Annotated in this window: 17 protein-coding genes; 15 read left to right on the forward strand and 2 right to left on the reverse strand. The window is 56.1% G+C overall.

The annotated features are described in order from the left end of the window. The first annotated feature begins 314 nt into the window (after window positions 1-314). From HMPREF1556_RS07740 to HMPREF1556_RS07765, 7 genes are all read left to right on the forward strand, one after another. Window positions 315-1652 (forward strand): FAD-dependent oxidoreductase, encoded by a 1338-nt coding sequence (locus HMPREF1556_RS07740; RefSeq protein ID WP_021667866.1) that lies wholly within the window; start codon window positions 315-317, stop codon window positions 1650-1652. Between the two features lie 222 nt (window positions 1653-1874). Then, window positions 1875-2006, forward strand: a complete 132-nt coding sequence (locus tag HMPREF1556_RS08925; RefSeq protein WP_021667867.1) for a hypothetical protein — start codon at window positions 1875-1877, stop codon at window positions 2004-2006. 166 nt (window positions 2007-2172) lie between these two features. Further along, window positions 2173-2424 carry a type B 50S ribosomal protein L31 gene (locus HMPREF1556_RS07745; RefSeq protein WP_009433247.1) on the forward strand — a complete coding sequence of 84 codons (252 nt, stop codon included), beginning with the start codon at window positions 2173-2175 and terminating at the stop codon, window positions 2422-2424. Between the two features lie 246 nt (window positions 2425-2670). Further along, a complete protein-coding gene (locus HMPREF1556_RS07750; RefSeq protein WP_021667868.1) occupies window positions 2671-5790 on the forward strand; it encodes a hypothetical protein in 3120 nt (1039 codons plus the stop codon). Between the two features lie 18 nt (window positions 5791-5808). After that, window positions 5809-7377, forward strand: a complete 1569-nt coding sequence (locus HMPREF1556_RS07755; protein WP_021667869.1) for a RagB/SusD family nutrient uptake outer membrane protein — start codon at window positions 5809-5811, stop codon at window positions 7375-7377. Window positions 7378-7408: 31 nt separating this feature from the next. Continuing rightward, the gene (locus HMPREF1556_RS07760) at window positions 7409-8464 is read left to right on the forward strand and encodes a substrate import-associated zinc metallohydrolase lipoprotein (RefSeq protein ID WP_021667870.1); all 1056 of its coding nucleotides are present in this window, start codon (window positions 7409-7411) and stop codon (window positions 8462-8464) included. Beyond that, complete coding sequence (locus HMPREF1556_RS07765) at window positions 8461-9768, forward strand: DUF4302 domain-containing protein (protein ID WP_021667871.1); 1308 nt, start codon at window positions 8461-8463, stop codon at window positions 9766-9768. Before HMPREF1556_RS07760 ends, HMPREF1556_RS07765 begins: the two co-directional genes overlap by 4 nt. A gap of 94 nt (window positions 9769-9862) precedes the next feature. Here HMPREF1556_RS07765 and HMPREF1556_RS07770 read toward each other — a convergent pair whose 3' ends face one another. Continuing rightward, window positions 9863-10897 (reverse strand): branched-chain amino acid aminotransferase, encoded by a 1035-nt coding sequence (locus HMPREF1556_RS07770; protein ID WP_021667872.1) that lies wholly within the window; start codon window positions 10895-10897, stop codon window positions 9863-9865. 382 nt (window positions 10898-11279) lie between these two features. On the opposite strand from HMPREF1556_RS07770, the gene HMPREF1556_RS07775 reads away from it, so the two are divergent. From HMPREF1556_RS07775 to HMPREF1556_RS07810, 8 genes are all read left to right on the forward strand, one after another. Beyond that, window positions 11280-11819: a DUF177 domain-containing protein gene (locus HMPREF1556_RS07775; RefSeq protein ID WP_044125395.1), complete on the forward strand. Its 540-nt coding sequence runs from the start codon at window positions 11280-11282 to the stop codon at window positions 11817-11819. A gap of 27 nt (window positions 11820-11846) precedes the next feature. After that, complete coding sequence (gene rpmF / locus HMPREF1556_RS07780; RefSeq protein ID WP_021667875.1) at window positions 11847-12026, forward strand: 50S ribosomal protein L32; 180 nt, start codon at window positions 11847-11849, stop codon at window positions 12024-12026. Between the two features lie 145 nt (window positions 12027-12171). Then, a complete protein-coding gene (locus HMPREF1556_RS07785) occupies window positions 12172-13173 on the forward strand; it encodes a beta-ketoacyl-ACP synthase III (RefSeq protein WP_021667876.1) in 1002 nt (333 codons plus the stop codon). 87 nt (window positions 13174-13260) lie between these two features. Then, window positions 13261-14166, forward strand: coding sequence for a GTPase Era (gene era / locus HMPREF1556_RS07790; RefSeq protein ID WP_021667877.1), 906 nt, complete (start codon window positions 13261-13263; stop codon window positions 14164-14166). A 30-nt stretch (window positions 14167-14196) separates the two neighbouring features. Further along, window positions 14197-15507 (forward strand): ribosome biogenesis GTPase Der, encoded by a 1311-nt coding sequence (gene der / locus HMPREF1556_RS07795; RefSeq protein WP_044125396.1) that lies wholly within the window; start codon window positions 14197-14199, stop codon window positions 15505-15507. A 364-nt stretch (window positions 15508-15871) separates the two neighbouring features. After that, window positions 15872-16579, forward strand: coding sequence for a succinate dehydrogenase cytochrome B subunit, b558 family (locus HMPREF1556_RS07800; protein WP_021667879.1), 708 nt, complete (start codon window positions 15872-15874; stop codon window positions 16577-16579). A gap of 38 nt (window positions 16580-16617) precedes the next feature. Next, entirely contained in the window at window positions 16618-18561 is a 1944-nt protein-coding gene (locus tag HMPREF1556_RS07805; RefSeq protein WP_021667880.1) for a fumarate reductase/succinate dehydrogenase flavoprotein subunit, read from the forward strand. A 21-nt stretch (window positions 18562-18582) separates the two neighbouring features. Continuing rightward, the gene (locus HMPREF1556_RS07810; RefSeq protein ID WP_021667881.1) at window positions 18583-19338 is read left to right on the forward strand and encodes a succinate dehydrogenase/fumarate reductase iron-sulfur subunit; all 756 of its coding nucleotides are present in this window, start codon (window positions 18583-18585) and stop codon (window positions 19336-19338) included. Window positions 19339-19848: 510 nt separating this feature from the next. Here the strand turns inward: HMPREF1556_RS07810 and HMPREF1556_RS08905 are convergent. After that, a partial coding sequence (locus tag HMPREF1556_RS08905) for a hypothetical protein (RefSeq protein ID WP_232299051.1) occupies window positions 19849-20038 on the reverse strand: 190 nt, incomplete at its 5' end.

Raw genomic sequence — 20038 nt, forward strand, 5'->3', positions numbered from 1 at the left:
GGTAGGTCGCAGAGACGACCTACCGTGGGTCGGTTTTTGGGGGTGCTGGAGGGAGCCTCTTAGCCCCCGCCGTCGAGCACCTTCTCCACCCGCCTCTGCTTCCCTTCTTCCCCTCCCCCTCGACCGCCATCCGATGTCCCCCGATACCTCGCCTTGTCCTTCTAGCTGAGGAGCCCCGAGACTGCCCTAGTGAATGTCCCGATGTCTAGGAGGCGCTAGCCCAGTGTGAAGCCATCGTGTGAGTATAGCTCTAGGCAGAACCAAATGGACCCCAAAGCTCTTATCTTTATATACATATTCATCACGATACAATCATGGAACAGATCCAAGTAAACAACCTCATCATAGGCTTCGGTAAGGCGGGTAAGACCCTTGCTGCAGACCTCGCTCGTGCGGGCGAGTCCGTACTCCTCGTCGAGCGTGATGCCACTATGTACGGTGGCACCTGTATCAATGTCGGCTGTATCCCCTCCAAGACACTGCTTGTCGAAGGCGAGCTCAGTGCCCGCCTTCAGGATAAGGACACTGCCTACCAGGCCGCAATGGCACGTAAGACGAAGCTCGTCACCGCACTGCGTGCGGCTAACTATGACAAGCTCGCTGGCATCCCCGGCCTCCGTGTGCTCACGGCTGAAGCCTCCTTCGTCGCTCCGCACCGCCTGCACCTCGAGGGGGCGGAAGGAAGCTACGAGGTCACTGCTACACGTATCTTCATCAATACGGGTACACGTAGCCGTCACCTCGAGTTGCCTGGCGCTTCGGATGCACGTATCTACGATAGCCGTGCCCTGCTGAGCCTTGCAGAGCGCCCCGAGCGCCTCGTGATCGTGGGTGCAGGCTATATTGCCCTTGAGTTCGCCTGCATGTATCAGGCCTTCGGCACGGCAGTGACCTTGCTGGAGCAGGGGGACCGCTTCCTCGCACGTGAGGATAGAGATGTCGCCGAGGAGATGCAGCGTCTGCTGGAGGCTAAGGGCATCAAGATCGTGCTGGGGGCTGCCGTCGAGGGCTTCGAGTCAAGCCCTGAGGCCGTGACGACGGTGACGACGGCAGGGCGCTTCGACAGCGAAGCCGTACTGCTGGCCGTGGGGCGTGTGCCCAATACCGAGGCGCTCGGCCTTGATCGTGCGGGCATACGCACCGATGACCGGGGCTTCATCGTGACGGACGAACTGCTACGTGCTGGCGAGGGCGTCTGGGCGATGGGCGATGTTGCGGGGAGCCCGCAGTTCACCTACGTCTCGCTGGATGACTACCGCATCGTGCGGGATCAGCTCCTCGGGTCGGGGCAGCGCACGATACACAATCGTGGCGTCCTGCCTACCTGTGTCTTCACCACACCACCACTGGCGCAGATCGGCCTGACGGAGCAGGAGGCCGAGCGCCGTGGCATCAAGTACCGCCTGCATAAGATCCCCGCTAGCTCCATCCCCAAGGCAAAGGTCCTGACCCAGACCGATGGACTGCTGAAGGCGCTGGTTGATCCTGAGACCGACCTCATCCTCGGAGCTACGCTCCTCTGTGCCGAAGCGCACGAGCTGGCGAACCTCATCAAGATGGCTATCGACAACGGTATCCCTGCCAGCTACCTCCGCACCCAGATCTTCACGCACCCAACGATCGCCGAGGGGCTCAACGATCTCTTTGCTTAATTCCCCTGGCTGTGTCACCTCCTTGACCCAAGGTGGAGTGCCTAAGCTTAGGTATAGCTCGCCCCGTCATGTAGGCATGGCGGGGCGAGCTGTTTTGGGGGAAGGAGGAGGGTAGGAGCTGAGTCGAGGGTAGGGGAGGCTCTAAGGCGAGGGTAGGATCACCTCCCTGCGCTCCTTCTGGGGTATGTCTGGAGCAAGTACGTAGGCGAAGCGGGTAAGAATATGGAGCTACTAGCTCGGATAGACCTCTGTATCCAGCAGTCCCTCAAGGTAAAACTAGGCAAGTCAATCCCGCAGATACAGGCGTTGCTGGCTAAGCTCAACCCGATACGCTTCCTTGACCAAGAGCTCTAGCTGAGACTATAGATGATTATGCCTTAGCCCTAGGGGGAGGTGTGTGCTTGTATGATATTCAATATATTATCTGTATATTTGCAGTCCATTAGCGCTCCTACGGTTACCAACCCAGCAGCTACGGCTGCGGCGAAAAAGTAGAATAAATTATAACGTTATAACAATAATGAAGAAAGGAATTCATCCTGAGAACTACCGTCCTGTAGTATTCAAGGACATGTCTAACGAAGACATTTTCATCACGCGCTCGACGATGCCTGCTAAGGAAACGATCGTCGTCGACGGAGTAGAGTACCCTCTGATCAAGGTGGAAATCTCCAGCACGTCACACCCCTTCTTTACTGGTAAGGCTAAGCTCGTCGACACGGCTGGTCGTGTGGACAAGTTCATGAGCCGCTACGGCAACCGCAAGAAGTAGTCGACTCCGACCCATTCACCCTCTGGGTGGCGTGAAGTACAAACGCCCCAAGAGTGGCATAAGCTAAGAAGCCATCTTCCCCATCGGGGAGGGTGGCTTCGTTGCTTTGGAAAGGTCTGTACATTGGCGGAGAGAGCAAATAGACATCCTTAAAAATCTAATTAAGTCATTCTGTATGATTAATCTCTGTGTATAATGTAAAAATGCTATCTTCGTACCCGCAACTAGATATCCAAGCAGAGTATTATGAAGACAAGACTCTCAGCGCTGGCCCTAGCGCTCCTCCTGGGTGGAGGTATGGCCTCAGCGCAGAAAATCTTGGTCACAGGGCGCGTCACAAATGCTTCGAAGGCGGTGCTCCCTAAGATCCAAGTCGTCGTGAAGGAGACCGGGCGTAGTATGGCGACGACAGAGCAGGGACTTTATGTCATCGAGCTCGAATCCGGCCAGACCCTCCAGTTCATCCTCGATGGTAAGATCCTCAAGACTATAGTAGCTACTCAGCCTCAGCTCGATGTGGAGCTCTCTGTACCAGCTACGGGGGATCGAGATAAGACCAGAACTGACAGCACAGCCGTGCACCATCAGGGCGAAGGGAAGGACGACGTCATCCTCTCTACCTCTAGCCGTGGGGCTACCTCGATCACGGGGAAAGCTAAGCCCCTGTGGGTGCTCAACGGGGTCGTCCTCGGCAGTGATTATGGGAGCCTTGAGGCCTTCTCTGGGGCAGACCCTAAGCAGGTAGCTGCTGGGATCGTGCCTGGGCTAAGCATCGACAATATCGCTTCGGTACGCATCCTCACTACTTCCTCCGAGACCTCCAGCTACGGCCCTCGTGGTATCGCAGGGGTCGTGGAGATCACGACGAAGTCAGGTGCTGCAGGCGTATCTTCCCTGAGCTATCGTGGGGAATTCATCTACCGCCCCATCCCCTCCTACAACAACCTCAACGTGATGAACTCCCAGCAGCATGTGGCGCTCATCCAAGACTTGCTTGACGGGGGGATGTACCCGATCCACACGCTGGAGACGAACAAGGACCAGGGCCTAGTCGGACGCATGTATCAGCTCTTCAACGAGCTGGATGCTTCGGGAAAACCCCGCCTGACGAACGACGAAGCTTCACGCCTAGCGTACTTCCGTGCTGCAGAGCGTGCTAATACCAACTGGTTCAAGGAACTGTATCGCAATACCATCGTCCATAATCATACGCTGAGCTTCAACGGCGGGACGGATAAGACGAACCTCTTCGCCTCCCTTACAGCACGCGTCGACCCAGGGTGGACTATCGGTAGCCGGTCTAATACCTATTCGGGGAATATGAGTGCGGACTACAAGCTCCTACCCACCCTCAAGATAGGTCTTAACCTCATCGGGGAGTACACGACTTCCGAAGACCCTTCTACCTCAGCAGTCAAGTACGCCAATACTACGAGCCGAGCCCTACACCCCACGGAGAACTATACCAAGGACTACGTCTCCTACAATATCTTCGATGAGCTCCGTGAGAGCCGTCGTACCAAGACCCTCGGTTACCTTGGTATCCAGGGGACAGCTACCTGGGATATCCTCAAGCAGCTACGTGCGACCTTCGTCACCGACATCAAGTACACCAATACCGTTACCTTCCTCGACAATACCGAGCACTCCGTCCTAGCTCGTAGCATGCGTGCTATGCAGACGACGAATGTGCGCAACAACAATAAGAACCTGCGCACCGACCCCAACGATCCCTATGCGCTGCCTTACTCCGTCCTCCCCGAAGGTGGTATACGTGAGAGCCGTGTCGTGCAGAACTACATCAATAGCTTCAAGCTTGATCTAGACTACCACCAGACCTTCGGCAAGCACAACGTCGTAGCTGCTGCTGGGGTGGAGCTGAACCAAGGAAGCGTAGAGAGTAACTGGAACATCAACTATGGTGTCCTCTATGATCTCGGCTTCCACTCGTACTATCTTCCCGATGCCATCCAGTACCTCTACGAGCAGGGGAAGGACTACTACACGATCCGTAATCGAATCAATAACAACCTCGGGATCCTCACCCGGGCAAGCTACTCCTTCGCTAATCGCTACTCCATCGATGCGCTACTGCGCTTCGATGCAAGTAACCGCTTCGGTCCTTCACGCTATGTGCGTTGGCTCCCGACGTGGAACGTGGAGCTGACCTGGGGCGTAGATCGGGAGAGCTTCTTCCGTCACCTTCGTCCCCTCTCCTCTCTTCGCCTGAAGACCTACGTAGGGATGGTAGCGGACAACCCCTCTGTCACCAACTCTCTTGAGGAGATCTATCCAGCGATACCCTGGCGCCCGAACTCTAAGGAGATCGGTCTAGCGTACAAGGATCTGGCAAACCACGATCTGACGTATGAGAAGACCCTGACCTACGGGGCTCGCCTAGGCTTTGGGCTCTTCAAGGGGCGTATCTCTGCAGAGGTGGATGCCTACCGTCGTCGTAGCTACGACCTCGTCGGTCCTATCTATACCCAGTCCCTCGGAGGCGTAGCGCAGAAGAATGGGAACGTAGCCGAACTCCAGTCTTCAGGCCTTCAGTTCACCCTCTCGACAGTGAACCTCAAGGTGAAGAACTTCAGTTGGACCACGGGCTTCTCTTACCTACATAAGACGAACAAGATCACCTCGCTCCTGAGCAACCCCACCGTGCGTACCATGATCTCAGGATCAGGCTTCTCGTATGAGGGGTACCCACTATCCTCCGTCTTCTCCATCCCCTTCCTCGGACTGACGAACGAAGGTATGCCTCGCTTCTACAACGAACGGGGACAAGAGACCCTTGGGGACTTCAACTTCTCTAGTAGCAATATTAACTTCCTCAAGTACAGCGGTACGCTTGATCCGACGGACGTAGGTACGCTGACCAATACCTTCCGCTACAAGAACTTCTCCCTCTCGGCTAATATCAACTATGAGTTCGGAGCAGTCACCCGCCTACGTAGCATCTCCAATACCGATGACTACTCGGCCTTCCCACGTGAGCTGACGCAGCGCTGGAAGAAGCCTGGCGACGAGAAGCATACCGACATCCCTCGTCTACCGACCAGCTATGCCTTCGACCAGTACGGCGCCGACAATCTGATCAATGCTTACTACGCCTACGGAGCGTCTACAGCCCGTATCGTCAGCACGGACTTTATCCGCCTCAAGGAGATATCGATGGAGTACATTGTCTCTAAGACCCTGCTTCGTCGCACCCCGCTGAAGAACCTCGCGGTAAAGCTGCAGGCTCAGAACCTCATGCTCCTCTATTCGGATGCCCGTCTGCGTGGTGACGACCCCGAATATATGTACAGCTCTTCGGTCACGGCTCCTAAGAAGCTGATCCTAACCCTGCGTGTCGGACTCTAACCCCCGCGAGATACCATTATGATGAATAGAATCTTTGTGCTCCTCGTGGCTCTCGTGGCTCCCCTTGTCCTCGGCTCATGCAACAAGCTTCTCGATGAGCAGCCCGATGAGCGTGTACTCATCACGAGTGCCGACAAGGTACGCCGTATCCTAGCCTTCGCCTATCCAGTCTCTTCCTATGCTTATGCATGTGAGATGTCCTCGGATAATGTCGACGACTATGGGACGGACAATCCTAACTTCACGAAGTTCACCTACGACCTCGTCTACTGGAACGACGGCCCCGAATACAATGCTTCCGATGGGATGAGAGCTCTCTGGCGCTCGTACTATCTGGCGATCCAGCATGCCAACACCGCTCTTCGTGCTATCGAAAATTTGGGTGGAGGAAGCGAACTGAGTGCTGCTAAGGGCGAGGCTCTCGTGGCTCGTGCTTACGCACACTTCGTCCTAGTGAACCTCTTCGGTAAGCACTACAATAGCACTACCAGCTCGAAGGATCTCGGAGTACCCTATATGACGGCTCCCGAGGAGACGCTCGATCCGAAGTACACGCGCAACAGTGTAGCTGAAGTATATGCAGCGATAGACAAGGACCTCACCGAAGGGCTCCCGCTCATATCGGATAGCTTCTACAGTGAGAAGGCCTACCACTTCAATAAGGCTGCTGCTGAAGCCTTCGCCGCACGCTTCTACCTCTACTACGAGCAGTGGGATAAGGCGATCGAGCATGCTACGAAGGCACTGGATGGGAAGGCTCCTCGCCGGTGGGCTGACTTCCAGGAAGCTAGCATCGTCGGAGCGAAGACGGAGGATGCCTATGCCAAGCTCTACAGCCGTGAGACTGTCTCGGCTAACTTCCTCCTCCTGCCCGTGACGTCGGGAGCAGTCTCCTACTTCTCCTACGCTCAGATGAAGCGCTTCTCCATGACGCACCGAGTAGCAGAAGAGGTCTTCCTCGGCGAGAATATCTGGCGTACCTCTACGACGGCTCAGGCTGACTACTGGCAGGTGCCCTTCGTCTCCTCCTCGTACAACTACCGAGACGTCATCAACCAGTCTAAGTATCCCTACTACGCAAGTAATAAGGACAAGACGCTCTCTGTCCCCTTCACTGCTGAAGAGACGCTCCTCGTCAAGGCGGAAGCAGAGATCATCCAGAAGCAGTACGACGCTGCCGTCGCTGACCTCAATACTTGGACCTCGGCCTACCTCAACACGACGAAGAAGTCCTTCACCAAAGAGGACATCATCGCCTTCTACAAGGCTCTCGAATACAACTCTGAGGCGACGCCTACGATGAAGAAGAAGCTACACCCGGCCTTCACACTCGATGGGGGCGAAGATCAGGAGATGCTCCTGCATCACCTCCTGCAGTGCCGTCGTGTGGCTACGGCTCACGAGGGTCTCCGCTGGTTCGACATACGGCGCTATGGCATCGAGGTCTACCGCTTCGTCCACGACACGAAGGAGCGTGATAAGGTCACAGTAGCCAAGACGCTCTCCTCGTGGGACGAGCACACGACCTTCCAGATTCCCCAGAATGTCCGCAATGCGGGACTGGAGCCAACACCTCGGACTAAATAATTCTCCTACGCTCGACTAACTGCGTCACACTATGAATACGACTCTAAGGAAAGCCTCCCTGTGGGCCCTAGCCTCGCTCGTGATGGCCCTCGGCAGCTGCCGCCAAGTGGATGCTGATATTACCTCGACTTCGGTACTACAGCCCTCGGCCCATCGCACGGCTATGGACGAGTATATCGAGCGGGAGATCACCTCGCCCTACAATATCCAGATCTACTACCGCTACACGGAGAGTGAGATCGGGCGCAACTGGGTCACCTCTCCCGCCAACGAGTATAATAGCCTCCAGTTCGTGAACGTCCTGAAGTACCTCTTCCTCGAGCCCTACACCGAGGTAATGGGGGTGAACTTCGTGCGTCGCTTCACTCCTCAGGCCTTCGTGCTAACGGGGCTCCTAGCCTACAACCCTCCGCCAAGCAACTCCAATACACGTGCTTCGACGGTCAACGGGGTCAAGATCATCTTCATGAACATCAATAGCTTCGACTTCCCTTCGCTGGGGAAGTACTATCACACCCTCGATAGTCTCGGGAAGGTGCTAGAGACGGACCCCTCGGTGCAGTCCGAATACGACGCCTGGAAGACTTGGCTTGATGGTCAGAATACGACGTACCTAGATCGTCTCAAGGACGTCTACCTTCGTACGATGTATCATGAAGCAGCGCATACCTTCCATCAGCGTGTAGAGCCGACGACGGACTTTGATAAGATCACATCGCTGGACTACCGCCAAGCCGACTGGATCGCAGGCTGGACACGTGAGGGGAAGAACTCCCTCCATTATGGCTTCATCACCAACTACGCCAGCCAAGAGCCTCATGAAGACTTCGCCGAGCTCTTCGGGAACTATGTCATCATGAGCGCTGATGAGTGGGAGGCGAAGTTAGCCTCCGCCGATGTCGTCCCTGAGGGGCGTACCCGCTCGGGACGCTCGATCATCGAAGAGAAGATCCGTATCATCAAGGACTATATGAGCAATACCTGGGGCCTCGACATGGACAAGCTCCGTGCTCAGCTACAGAAGCGCTACCCCGACTTCGCTAGACAGGACTTCACCACCATGAACTCAGCCTCGACACAGCAATGAACAACAAGCAGATCCTAGCCCTCGCCACGGGTGCGCTCCTCTGGATGAGCTCATGCACCAGCTCCGGCGACCTCGATAAGCTCCCTGAGGCAGCAGTGCGCACTCAGGAGGCGATCAATGAGACGGTCACTGCGCTCGAAGGGCATAGTGGCTACTGGCGCCTGACCTACTACCCCGATTCGAAGCGTGCTTACGGGGGGTACTCGATGTATGTACAGTTCAAGGACGGGCGTGTCACCGCCCTCTCGGAGCTCTCGACGACGTCGACCAATTCCACCTACGCCGTCCGCAATATCGATATGCCTACTCTGGCCTTCGATACCCGCAGTAATGTCCTCCACCACTTCAGTACCTCCACCGAGTACTTCCGCAATGCCCGAGGCGGGGACTTCGAGCTCCTGCTGATGGGCAAGAGTGGCGACAGCATCCTCCTGCAAGGGCGTAAGTACCGCAATCGCATGAGCCTCGTGCCCATGACGACCGACCCTGCCACGGAGATCGCAGCCCTGCAGGCGATGGCCCAGAAGTTCCAGGGACGGGGGCTTGCTCCCGTCACTATCGGCACGGCGGGTCAGGTAGAGCTACACCTGCATCCGACCTACCGCCAGCTGGAATTCATCCTCGCTGGTGAAGGGACGGAGAAGAAGACGGAGCAGGTGGCTTTCGCTTACACGACCGAGGGTCTTCGCTTCTATGAGCCGATCACGATAGGCGGGGTCACGATCTCGGGCTTCCGTCTGAGCTCCGATGGGGGGAGCGTCACTTCGCTCGAAGGGGGACTGACGACGACGCTGGTCAGTCTGCCTATTGACCTCGTGGGGAAGAGCTATGTCGCCTACCTCACGACAGACTACGCCTCCTCGGGGCTCATCAGTTACTTCACCAAGGTCAATAAGTCGCTCTATAGCCAGCGCAAGGCTCGCATGAGTGCCCGCACCTACTTCGGTGTCAATACCGAGGCAGACCAGAAGACGGGACTCGTGGGCAACGATACCCAGGTCACTAGCTTCATCACTATGCCCATCTTCGAGCAAGCGGATGGGAGCTACACCCGCCTCTCCTACGAGGCTGACTTCGTGCCTGTGGGGAGCGACCCGACGCAGATAGATGTCCTAGCCCGTGATGGTAATGAGACCACCTGGTGGTACTGGTATGCTGGCTCGGCCGACTACTGGATCTCCCGCCTCAGCTCTCGTGCGCCGTACAAGGTGGAGACCCTGACGGATACAGCGGGTGATACGTACTACAAGCTTACCAGCGCCAAGGACGAAAAGACTTGGTTCTACCTCTACGAGGTCAAGTAGCCCGACTTCTTCTCTACCAGTATAAAGCGAGACCGCCCGAAGCACGCTGCGTGCTTCGGGCGGTCTCATTTATTGTAGTAGGGTAGCCTCGGGGCTAGAGGTCTTCGTAGACACGTACCCAGCCGTGCGTGTCGGGGTAATCCCCGTACTGGATAGCACGTAGACGCTCGTAGAGGGCGGTAGAGATCGGGCCTGGGTTGCCATCTTTGCTGATGACGTAGCTCTTGTCTTCGTCGAGGTCATCCACTCGTAGGATCGGGCTGATGACGGCTGCCGTACCACAGGCGCCAGCTTCGTCGAAGGTAGCGAGCTCCTCTACATGGACAGGGCGACATTCGACGGTCAGACCCATATCTTCGGCCAGCTGCATGAGGCTCTTGTTGGTGATGGAGGGCAGGATCGAGGAGCTCTTGGGAGTGATGTAGCTCTTGCCACGGATCCCGAAGAAGTTCGCAGGTCCACACTCGTCTATGTAGAGCTTCTCCTTAGCATCGAGGTAGATGACGGCCGAGTAGCCCTTCTCATGAGCGAGCACGCCGGAGCTGAGGCTAGCGGCATAGTTGCCACCTACCTTGTAGCGCCCGGTACCCAGAGGAGCAGCCCGGTCGTAGCCACGCATGATGGCCATAGGGCTGGGGCGGAAGCCCGTCTTGAAGTAGGCTCCTACGGGCGTGACGAAGATGAGGAACATATACTCGTCCGAGGGCTTGACACCTACCTGCTGCCCCAGACCGATCATCAGCGGACGGATGTAGAGGGAAGCACCGCTTTCGTAGGGAGGGATGAAGCGCTTGTTGAGGCGAAGCACCATATCGACGGCTTCGAGGAAGCGTTCGGTGGGGAGCTCGGGCATGAGGATGCCTCGGCTGGTGCTCTGCATGCGTGCCGCATTCTCTTCGGGGCGGAAGACACGTACCTTACCGTCCTTCCCGCGGAAGGCCTTCAGTCCTTCGAAGGACTCCTGACCGTAGTGGAGGCAGGTAGCAGCCATAGGGATGGTGATCATATCGGATGAGGATACTTCCCACTCGCCCCACTGGCCATTGCGGTAGTAGCACTTCAGATTGTAGTCGGTGGGATGGTAGCCGAACCCGAGGCTCTTCCAGTCCAGCTCTTGTTTGCTTTCCATTGTCTGTCTAATGTATTTATAGGTTGATGAATAGTCGTACACGCTCCCGTGAGAGTCTAAGCAAAGATAGCGAAAAGGCAGAGAGTTGGTACTTGCTCTCGAGATGGGCTAAGCCGAGGCCTCCGAAGTGCCTCTGAGAGAGGTGGGTGCAAGGCCCTTGGCGCAAGCCTCGGGAGGTACTACTGGTGCCTCCCGAGAGGCGCTACTGCTCTCACCTCGGAGGCGCCAGTAGTACCTCTCGGCGAGTGAGCGAGGGTGGGGAAGGGAGGCCTCGAGGGGGGAGTCCTCGCCCCAGCTCGGGCGCTTCGTCTGGAGATTGCGTGTGTGGGCTCTTTTGTGTATCTTTGCGCAAGTTTTTAAGTATAAGTTTAGAGTTACCCTCATGCATACGGATCAGTATAAGGTCAATCTCAGGAGCTTACCTGAGGGCGACCATGAGTACCGCTGGCTCCTGGATGATGCTTATTTCGAGCGACTTTCGGAGGGAAGTATGCAGGGCGGAGAGGTCGAAGTCGATCTGATGCTCCGTCGTACGGGGGACGTCTTTAGCTTATCCTTCGACTACGAGGGCTACGTGACGGTCCCCTGTGACCGCTGCCTTGATCCCGTCGAGATAGACGTGGTGTCGGATAGGGAGTTTGTAGTCAAGTTCGGAGTCGAAGCCCTCGAAGAGAATGATGAGATCCTAGTCGTCTCCGAGCTGGATGGCGTACTGGACCTCGAGTGGATCCTCTATGAGGACATCGTGCTCAGCCTACCTATTCAGCGGGTGCACGACGCAGGGGAATGCAACCCCGATATGATGTCCGCCTACGGCCGAGTAGCGACCGATCAGGTGCGTGAGCCCTCAGAGGGCCAGGCACCTACCCTCGATGAAGATGGGATCGACGAGCGCTGGGCAGCTCTCAAGGGGCTCAAGTGAGATTAGTAATTAAAACAAAATAGATTTATGGCACATCCTAAAAGAAGACAGTCCAAGACTCGTACAGCTAAGCGCCGTACCCATGACAAGGCTGCTATGCCTACGCTAGCAAAGTGCGCTAACTGCGGAGCATGGCACATCTACCACACCGTCTGTGGTGAGTGTGGCTACTACCGTGGCAAGCTCGCTATCGAGCAGCAGGCTTAGTGCGGCTCTCCAGCCTACAGTACAGAAGCCCCAAAGGAGACTTTGGGGCTTTTTTTGTACTGAGACTTTGGGGCTTTTTTTGTACTTTCGTGCCTAAACTTAAGCATCCGAAATTAACTCCATAAGTATATCATCTAGCCAAACTATGAGTCTCATCAATGCAGCCATCACGGCTGTAGGCGGGTATCTGCCAGAAGATAAGCTGACCAATGCCGACCTAGAGAAACTGGTCGATACCAACGACGAATGGATCATGACCCGTGTGGGTATCCGTGAGCGTCGTATCCTCAAGGACCCTACTAAGGGTGCTTCGTACCTAGGTGTCCAGGCGGTCAAGGATCTCCTCTCTCGCAATGAGATCGACCCCGCCACCATCGACGGGATCATCCTAGCGACGAATACCGCCGACTACCACTTCCCCACGACAGCATCTATCGTCGCCTACGAGACGGGTTGCGTGAACGCCTTCACCTTCGACATGCAGGCAGCCTGCCCTAGCTTCATCTATGCTCTGGAGGCAGGAGCGAACTATATCCGCTCGGGGCGCTACCAGCGCATCCTCGTCGTCGCTGCTGAGAAGATGTCTGCCGTCACAGACTATACAGACCGGGCTACCTGCCCGCTCTTCGGTGACGCTGCCGCCTGTGTCCTCCTCGAGCCAACAGAGGAGAATGAAGGGGTGCTCGACGCCTACTTCCGTACCGACGGTACGGGTCGTGACCACCTGATCATGAAGTCGGGGGGGTCTGCTAACCCTCCTTCGCACGAGACGGTAGACCGTCGTGAGCACTTCGTCTATCAGGAGGGCGCTGCTGTCTTCAAGCAGGCTGTCAAGGGCATGTCTTCGAGCTGTCGTACCATCATGGAGCGCAATGGCCTCTCCTACGAAGACGTAGCATGGGTCGTGCCTCACCAGGCCAACCTCCGCATCATCGACGCTGTAGCTCGTGAGATGCAGATACCTCTGGAGCGTGTGATGATCAACATCGAGTACCGAGGCAATACCAGCTCGGCCACGATCCCTGTATGCCTGTGGGAGTTCGAGAAGCAGCTTCGCAAGGGGGACAACCTCATCCTTACCTCCTTCGGTGCAGGCTTCACTTGGGGCGCCGTCTACGTCAAGTGGGCGTACGATCCTAAGAACTAATAGGACCTAGCCGGAGACCTTGCCTTCCTCACTCCCGACGGAGCGAGCGGGCAGGGTCTTCGTCTCTAATAAGAATAGTCTACACGGATGACTGAAGAAAAGAAAGAGCAGACACACCGCTCCGGCTTCGTCAATATCGTAGGCAACCCCAACGTGGGCAAGTCTACGCTGATGAATCTCCTCGTCGGAGAGCGTGTCTCCATCATTACCTCCAAGGCGCAGACGACACGCCATCGCATCATGGGTATCGTCAATCCCCCCGAGCTACAGATCGTCTATAGCGATACCCCAGGAGTACTGCGCCCCAACTACAAGCTGCAGGAGAGCATGCTCGAATTCTCCGAGTCAGCCCTCGGAGACGCAGATGTCTTGCTCTATGTCACCGACACCGTGGAGACGGCAGACAAGAACGAGTTCTTCCTCGAGCGAGTATGTGGGGTCAAGTGCCCCGTCTTACTCCTTATTAATAAGGTGGACCTCACTACGCAGCCCGAGCTCGAAGCACTGGTAGAGCGCTGGCATCAGGAGCTCCCCGAGGCGGAGATCATACCGCTCTCGGCACTGAACAACTTCAATGTCCAGCCCCTGAAGAAGCGTATCGAGAGCCTCATCCCGCCCTCGCCACCTTACTTCGAGAAGGACGCCCTTACCGACAAGCCTGCCCGTTTCTTCGTCACCGAGATCATCCGTGAGAAGATCCTCCTCTACTATCAGAAGGAGATCCCCTACTCCGTCGAAGTCGTCGTCGAGGCCTTTAGGGAAGAGGAAGCTCGTATCCACATCCAAGCCCTCATCATCGTCGAGCGTGATAGCCAGAAGGGGATCATCATCGGGCACAAGGGGGTAGCACTGAAGAAGGTCGGCTCGATGGCTCGTAGAGACATGGAGCGCTTCTTCGAAAAGAAGATCTTCCTAGAGCTCTTCGTCAAGGTGGAGAAGGACTGGCGCAACCGGGATAACCTCCTGCGTGCCTACGGCTATCGCCTAGACTAACCCCCTGTACAGAATAAGTAGAAAAGCAATATGAGTCATTTAGTAGCAATCGTAGGACGACCCAATGTGGGGAAGTCCACCCTCTTCAACCGCATGACCCAGACCCGTGGGGCTATCGTCAGCGAAGAGGCAGGCACGACCCGTGACCGTCAGTATGGTCGGGTCTCGTGGCTCGACAGAGAGTTCTCCGTGGTAGATACAGGGGGCTGGGTCGTCGGGAGCGAAGATATCTTCGAGGGCGAGATCAATAAGCAGGTCGAGATAGCTATGGAGGAGGCCGATGTCATTCTCTTCGTCGTAGACGTGGAGAACGGCGTCACTGACCTCGACGACGAAGTAGCAGCTAAGCTTCGCCGTACCAAGAAGCCCGTCCTACTGGTCGCTAATAAGGCCGACAACTACGCCCAGCACTATGCGGCGGCGGAGTTCTACTCCTTCGGCCTCGGGGATCCCCTGCCTGTCTCCGCTATCAGTGGCAGTGGTACGGGAGACCTCCTCGACGCCATCGTCAAGGAGCTCCCCGAGGGTGAGGCTGAGGACGAAGTACTAGATGCACCTCGTATCGCTATAGTAGGGCGCCCGAACGCTGGGAAGTCCTCCCTCGTCAACGCCTTCATCGGTGAGGAGCGCAACATAGTGACGAACGTAGCAGGCACGACACGAGACTCCATCTATACCCACTACACTAAGTTCGGGATGAACTTCTACCTAGTGGATACGGCGGGGATACGTAAGCGAGGCAAGGTAAGCGAAGATCTAGAGTACTATTCGGTGATTCGCTCCATCCGAGCCATCGAGAACTCGGATGTCTGCGTCCTCATGCTTGATGCCACCCGAGGGATAGAAAGCCAGGATCTGAATATCTTCTCCCTCATCCAGAAGAATAGTAAGGGGCTCATCGTCTGCGTCAACAAGTGGGACCTCGTCGAGGACAAGAGTAATGCCGTCATCAAGACCTTTGAGGCTGCGATCCGCCAGCGCCTAGCGCCCTTCACTGACTTCCCTATCATCTTCATCTCGGCTCTGACGAAGCAGCGTATCTTCAAGGTGCTTGAGGAGGTGCAGCGTGTCTACGAGCGACGTAGCACCCGTATCCCTACCTCCAAGCTCAACGAGGTCATGCTTCCCATCATCGAGGCGACACCGCCTCCTGCTACCAAGGGCAAGTACATCAAGATCAAGTACGTCATGCAGCTCCCCACGGCAGTACCAAGCTTCGCCTTCTTCGCGAACCTCCCGCAGTGGGTCAAGGAGCCCTATCGTCGCTTCCTCGAGAATCAAATACGTGCGCACTGGGACTTCTCCGGTACGCCGATCAATATCTTCATCAGAGAGAAGTAGCCCCTGCTACACCTCCCTCCACAGCGCCTACCCACGCTCTTCCCTCGCCTCGAGGGTAGAGTGTGGGTAGGCTTTTTAGTACCCCTGCTACAGCGATGTGGTTAGCTATATATAGGTAGAGAAATGGCTTCGGTGAAGGAGCTTCCCCTGTTTACATACCTATAGTAAGGTAGGTGAGTGGAACGAATTAGGCCTTTTTTTCGCTAATGATGGCGCTTTATATACCTAATTCAGTTATCTTTGTAGGGAGTTCGGTAGGATATGTGGTGGTCCCAGTAAGCAATGATCCCTCCAAGAGTCTAATATCCATACCGATGCCTCCCAGTCACGGATATAAAATAGATAACAACTAAATAGCAACTTTATGTCGTGGTTAATCAAATCTTCGATCGGGCGTAAACTGGTCATGAGTATCTCAGGGCTAGCGCTCATCCTGTTCTTGACCTTCCACATGTCGATGAACCTTGTGGCGCTCTTCTCTGAGGAGGCATACAACGCCGTGTGTGAGTTCCTCGGGGCTAACTGGTACGCACTAGTAGCTTCGATAGGTCTAGCCGCCCTCTTCCTCGTCCACATCATCTATGCCTTCATCCTGACGGTGCAGAACCGCAAGGCTCGAGGCAATGACCGCTATGCAGTCATCGACAAGCCTAAGGGCGTCGAGTGGGCTTCGCAGAATATGATGGCTCTCGGTGTCATCGTGCTCCTCGGGATCTTCCTCCATCTCTTCAACTTCTGGGCAAAGATGCAGCTGGCAGAGATCATCGGTCAGCACGACCTCGGTATCGCCGGTGTCTCTGGTCCTACCGATGGAGCAGGCCTGATCCGCTATACCTTCGCTAACCCCATCTTCGTCGTCCTCTATCTCGTCTGGCTGGGAGCCCTGTGGTTCCACCTCTCGCACGGGTTCTGGAGCTCGCTACACACCATCGGCTTCAACAACAAGATTTGGTTTGAGCGTCTACGCTGTCTCTCCAATGTCTACACGACCATCATCATCCTTGGCTTTGCGGTGGTGGTAGTCTATTACTTCCTGCAGTCCCTCTGTGGCGGTGCTTGTCCCTTCGCCTAAGGCTGAGCTAAGCTTAATCCATCAATCCCATAGATACTATGTCTAAGATCGATTCTAAGGTTCCTGCCGGCCCATTAGCCGAGAAGTGGACTAACTATAAAGACCACCAGAAGCTCGTCAACCCCGCTAACAAGCGTCGCCTCGACATCATCGTCGTTGGTACTGGTCTGGCAGGCGCTTCTGCTGCCGCCTCCCTAGCAGAAATGGGCTTCAATGTCCTCAACTTCTGTATCCAGGACTCTCCCCGTCGTGCTCACTCCATCGCAGCCCAGGGGGGGATCAACGCTGCTAAGAACTATCAGAACGACGGTGACTCTGTCTACCGCCTCTTCTATGATACCATCAAGGGGGGTGACTACCGTGCCCGTGAAGCGAACGTCTACCGCCTCGCTGAAGTGGCTAATAGCATCATCGACCAGTGCGTAGCTCAGGGCGTACCTTTCGCTCGTGAGTACGGTGGTCTCCTCGACAACCGCTCCTTCGGTGGTGCTCAGGTATCACGTACCTTCTATGCTCGTGGTCAGACGGGGCAGCAGCTCCTCCTCGGTGCTTACTCCGCCCTGAGCCGTCAGGTAGGTAAGGGTACCGTCAAGCTCTACACCCGCCACGAGATGCTCGATGTCGTCATCATCGACGGACGCGCTCGTGGGATCATCGCTCGCAACCTCGTCACCGGGAAGATCGAGCGCTTCGCTGCCCACGCAGTAGTCATCGGGACGGGGGGCTATGGTAATGCCTTCTTCCTCTCCACGAACGCTATGGCCTCCAACGGCTCAGCAGCTTGGCAGTGCTACAAGAAGGGGGCGTACTTCGCTAACCCCTGTATGGCACAGATCCACCCCACATGTATCCCCGTCCATGGCGAGTTCCAGTCCAAGCTCACGCTGATGTCTGAGTCTCTTCGTAACGACGGACGCATCTGGGTACCTAAGAATATCGAGGATGCCAAGAAGCTTCAGGCCGGTACTCTTCGTCCTACGGAGATCAAGGAAGAGGATCGTGACTACTACCTCGAGCGTCGCTACCCTGCCTTCGGTAACCTCGTCCCCCGTGACGTAGCTAGCCGTGCGGCTAAGGAACGCTGCGACGCTGGCTTCGGTGTCAACAACACGGGCCTAGCAGTCTTCCTCGACTTCTCCAGCGCTATCCAGCGCCTCGGCAAGGATGTAGTAGAGGCTCGCTACGGTAACCTCTTCCAGATGTACGAGAAGATCACCAACGACAATCCCTACGAGACGCCGATGATGATCTACCCCGCTATCCACTACACCATGGGGGGTATCTGGGTCGACTACGAACTGATGACCTCGATCCCAGGCCTCTTCGCCATCGGGGAAGCTAACTTCTCTGACCACGGTGCTAACCGCCTCGGTGCTTCGGCGCTCATGCAGGGGCTAGCTGACGGATACTTCGTCCTTCCTTATACGATCCAGAACTATCTAGCAGACCAGATCCAGGTGCCTCGCTTCAGCACGGACCGTCCTGAGTTCGATGAAGCAGAGAAGGGTATCCAGGATCGCATCGCTCGCCTGATGAGCATCAAGGGGAAGCAGTCGGTAGACAGCCTCCACAAGAAGCTCGGGCATATCATGTGGGATTTCGTCGGTATGGGCCGTGAGAAGGAAGGCCTCGAGAAGGCTATCGTCGAGCTCAAGGCGCTGAAGAAGGAGTTCTGGAGCGACGTCCGCATCCCTGGCAAGGCTGACGACCTCAATGTCGAACTAGAGAAGGCGCTTCGTCTGGCGGACTTCATCGAGATCGGCGAACTGATGGCTCGCGACGCCCACGACCGTGAAGAGAGCTGTGGTGGTCACTTCCGTCTGGAGCACCAGACGCCCGAAGGTGAAGCCCTTCGCCACGATGACCAGTTCGCCTACGTCTCTTGCTGGGAGTACCAGGGCGAAGATCAGGATCCCGTCCTCCTCAAGGAGCCACTTGACTACGAGTTCGTCGTCCGTCAGCAGCGTAACTATAAGAACTAACCCCAAGCCAACATCGGTACAATGGACAAGAATATCAACATAAAGGTTAAGGTCTGGCGTCAGCGTGGTCCCGAGGTTAAGGGGGCATTCGAAACGTACGACCTACAGAATATATCTCAGGGCAGCTCCTTCCTGGAGATGCTCGACATCCTGAACGAACAGCTCGTCCGCGAGGGCAAGGAACCCGTCGTCTTCGACCACGACTGTCGTGAAGGGATCTGCGGTATGTGCTCGCTCTACATCAATGGGCACCCCCACGGGCCCGATGATAGCATCACGACTTGCCAGCTCCACATGCGTCGCTTCGACGAAGGGGACACGATCACCATCGAGCCTTGGCGCTCGGCGGGCTTCCCCATCATCCGTGACCTGATGGTCGACCGCTCCGCCTACGACAAGATCATCCAGGCTGGTGGCTTCGTATCGGTCAATACCGGTGGCGTGCCCGACGCTAATGCGATCGCTATCCCCAAGGCTAATGCCGACATGGCGATGGACGCAGCAGCTTGTATCGGCTGTGGTGCCTGCGCAGCGGCTTGTAAGAACGGCTCGGCGATGCTCTTCGTTTCGGCGAAGGTCAGCCAGCTGGCGCTCCTTCCCCAGGGGCGTGTCGAAGCTGCTCGCCGTGCTAAGGCGATGGTCGCTAAGATGGACGAACTGGGCTTCGGGAACTGTACCAACACCCGTGCCTGCGAGGTCGAATGTCCTAAGAACATTTCGATCTCCAACATCGCCCGTCTGAACCGCGAGTTCCTCTCCGCCAAGTTCAAGGACTAAGCCACCGCTTCCTCTCCTGAGGCTAAGGTCAGCGGACCCGTCCCGCCGGGAGAAGACAGCTCTCACATCTTTGGGGCTCTTGCCCCAATTGATAGGTTAGATTGGTGTAGTATCGCCCACCTTCCTGAGTCGCCGACTCAAGGAGGTGGGCGATCTCATTTCTCCCTCCTCCCAGCGCCGGGGGAGGGGAAGGCTTTCGCCGTCGGGCTTTCTTCCCTTGCTTCGTTGCCCTTTGTTCGCCCTAAGGAGGAGGGGAAGGCCTCCGCCGTCGGTCTTCCTGACCTTGCTTCGTTGACCTTTGTTCGTCCTTAGGGGGAGGGGAAGGCCTTCGCCGTTGGTCTTTCTTCCCTTGCTTCGTTGCCCTTTGTTCGCCCTAAGGAGGAGGGGAAGGCCTCCGCCGTCGGTCTTCCTTCCCTTGCTTCGTTGACCTCGCTCCCATCACTCTGTCTTCTTCGTTTGGAGGGAGACAGAAGGGGGCAAAATCCCACGAAAAACTAGGTGCTTGGGCGGTCAATTTTGCTTCAAACGCCACGTCGTTTTTCCCGGAAAGGCAGGGGCAAAAAATTGCGCATATGCGGAAATTTTTTTCCTTGTGGAAGCAAAAAAATCGCCCTTCGGAGGGAAGGAAAATTGCCTTGCGGAAGCCGATTTTTTTCTCTGCGCAAGGCGGGAAATTTTCTTACGTAAGAAAATAAATTTC

The sequence above is a fragment of the Porphyromonas sp. oral taxon 278 str. W7784 genome, from assembly GCF_000467855.2.
In the GTDB taxonomy this organism is placed as follows: Bacteria; Bacteroidota; Bacteroidia; order Bacteroidales; family Porphyromonadaceae; genus Porphyromonas.

Excerpts from the sequence above, each read along its gene's own strand:
- HMPREF1556_RS07740 (WP_021667866.1), top strand. The coding sequence starts at position 315 with ATGGAACAGATCCAAGTAAACAACCTCATCATAGGCTTCGGTAAGGCG.
- HMPREF1556_RS08925 (WP_021667867.1), top strand. The coding sequence starts at position 1,875 with ATGGAGCTACTAGCTCGGATAGACCTCTGTATCCAGCAGTCCCTCAAG.
- HMPREF1556_RS07745 (WP_009433247.1), top strand. The coding sequence starts at position 2,173 with ATGAAGAAAGGAATTCATCCTGAGAACTACCGTCCTGTAGTATTCAAG.
- HMPREF1556_RS07750 (WP_021667868.1), top strand. The coding sequence starts at position 2,671 with ATGAAGACAAGACTCTCAGCGCTGGCCCTAGCGCTCCTCCTGGGTGGA.
- HMPREF1556_RS07755 (WP_021667869.1), top strand. The coding sequence starts at position 5,809 with ATGATGAATAGAATCTTTGTGCTCCTCGTGGCTCTCGTGGCTCCCCTT.
- HMPREF1556_RS07760 (WP_021667870.1), top strand. The coding sequence starts at position 7,409 with ATGAATACGACTCTAAGGAAAGCCTCCCTGTGGGCCCTAGCCTCGCTC.
- HMPREF1556_RS07765 (WP_021667871.1), top strand. The coding sequence starts at position 8,461 with ATGAACAACAAGCAGATCCTAGCCCTCGCCACGGGTGCGCTCCTCTGG.
- HMPREF1556_RS07770 (WP_021667872.1), bottom strand. The coding sequence starts at position 10,897 with ATGGAAAGCAAACAAGAGCTGGACTGGAAGAGCCTCGGGTTCGGCTAC.
- HMPREF1556_RS07775 (WP_044125395.1), top strand. The coding sequence starts at position 11,280 with ATGCATACGGATCAGTATAAGGTCAATCTCAGGAGCTTACCTGAGGGC.
- rpmF (WP_021667875.1), top strand. The coding sequence starts at position 11,847 with ATGGCACATCCTAAAAGAAGACAGTCCAAGACTCGTACAGCTAAGCGC.
- HMPREF1556_RS07785 (WP_021667876.1), top strand. The coding sequence starts at position 12,172 with ATGAGTCTCATCAATGCAGCCATCACGGCTGTAGGCGGGTATCTGCCA.
- era (WP_021667877.1), top strand. The coding sequence starts at position 13,261 with ATGACTGAAGAAAAGAAAGAGCAGACACACCGCTCCGGCTTCGTCAAT.
- der (WP_044125396.1), top strand. The coding sequence starts at position 14,197 with ATGAGTCATTTAGTAGCAATCGTAGGACGACCCAATGTGGGGAAGTCC.
- HMPREF1556_RS07800 (WP_021667879.1), top strand. The coding sequence starts at position 15,872 with ATGTCGTGGTTAATCAAATCTTCGATCGGGCGTAAACTGGTCATGAGT.
- HMPREF1556_RS07805 (WP_021667880.1), top strand. The coding sequence starts at position 16,618 with ATGTCTAAGATCGATTCTAAGGTTCCTGCCGGCCCATTAGCCGAGAAG.
- HMPREF1556_RS07810 (WP_021667881.1), top strand. The coding sequence starts at position 18,583 with ATGGACAAGAATATCAACATAAAGGTTAAGGTCTGGCGTCAGCGTGGT.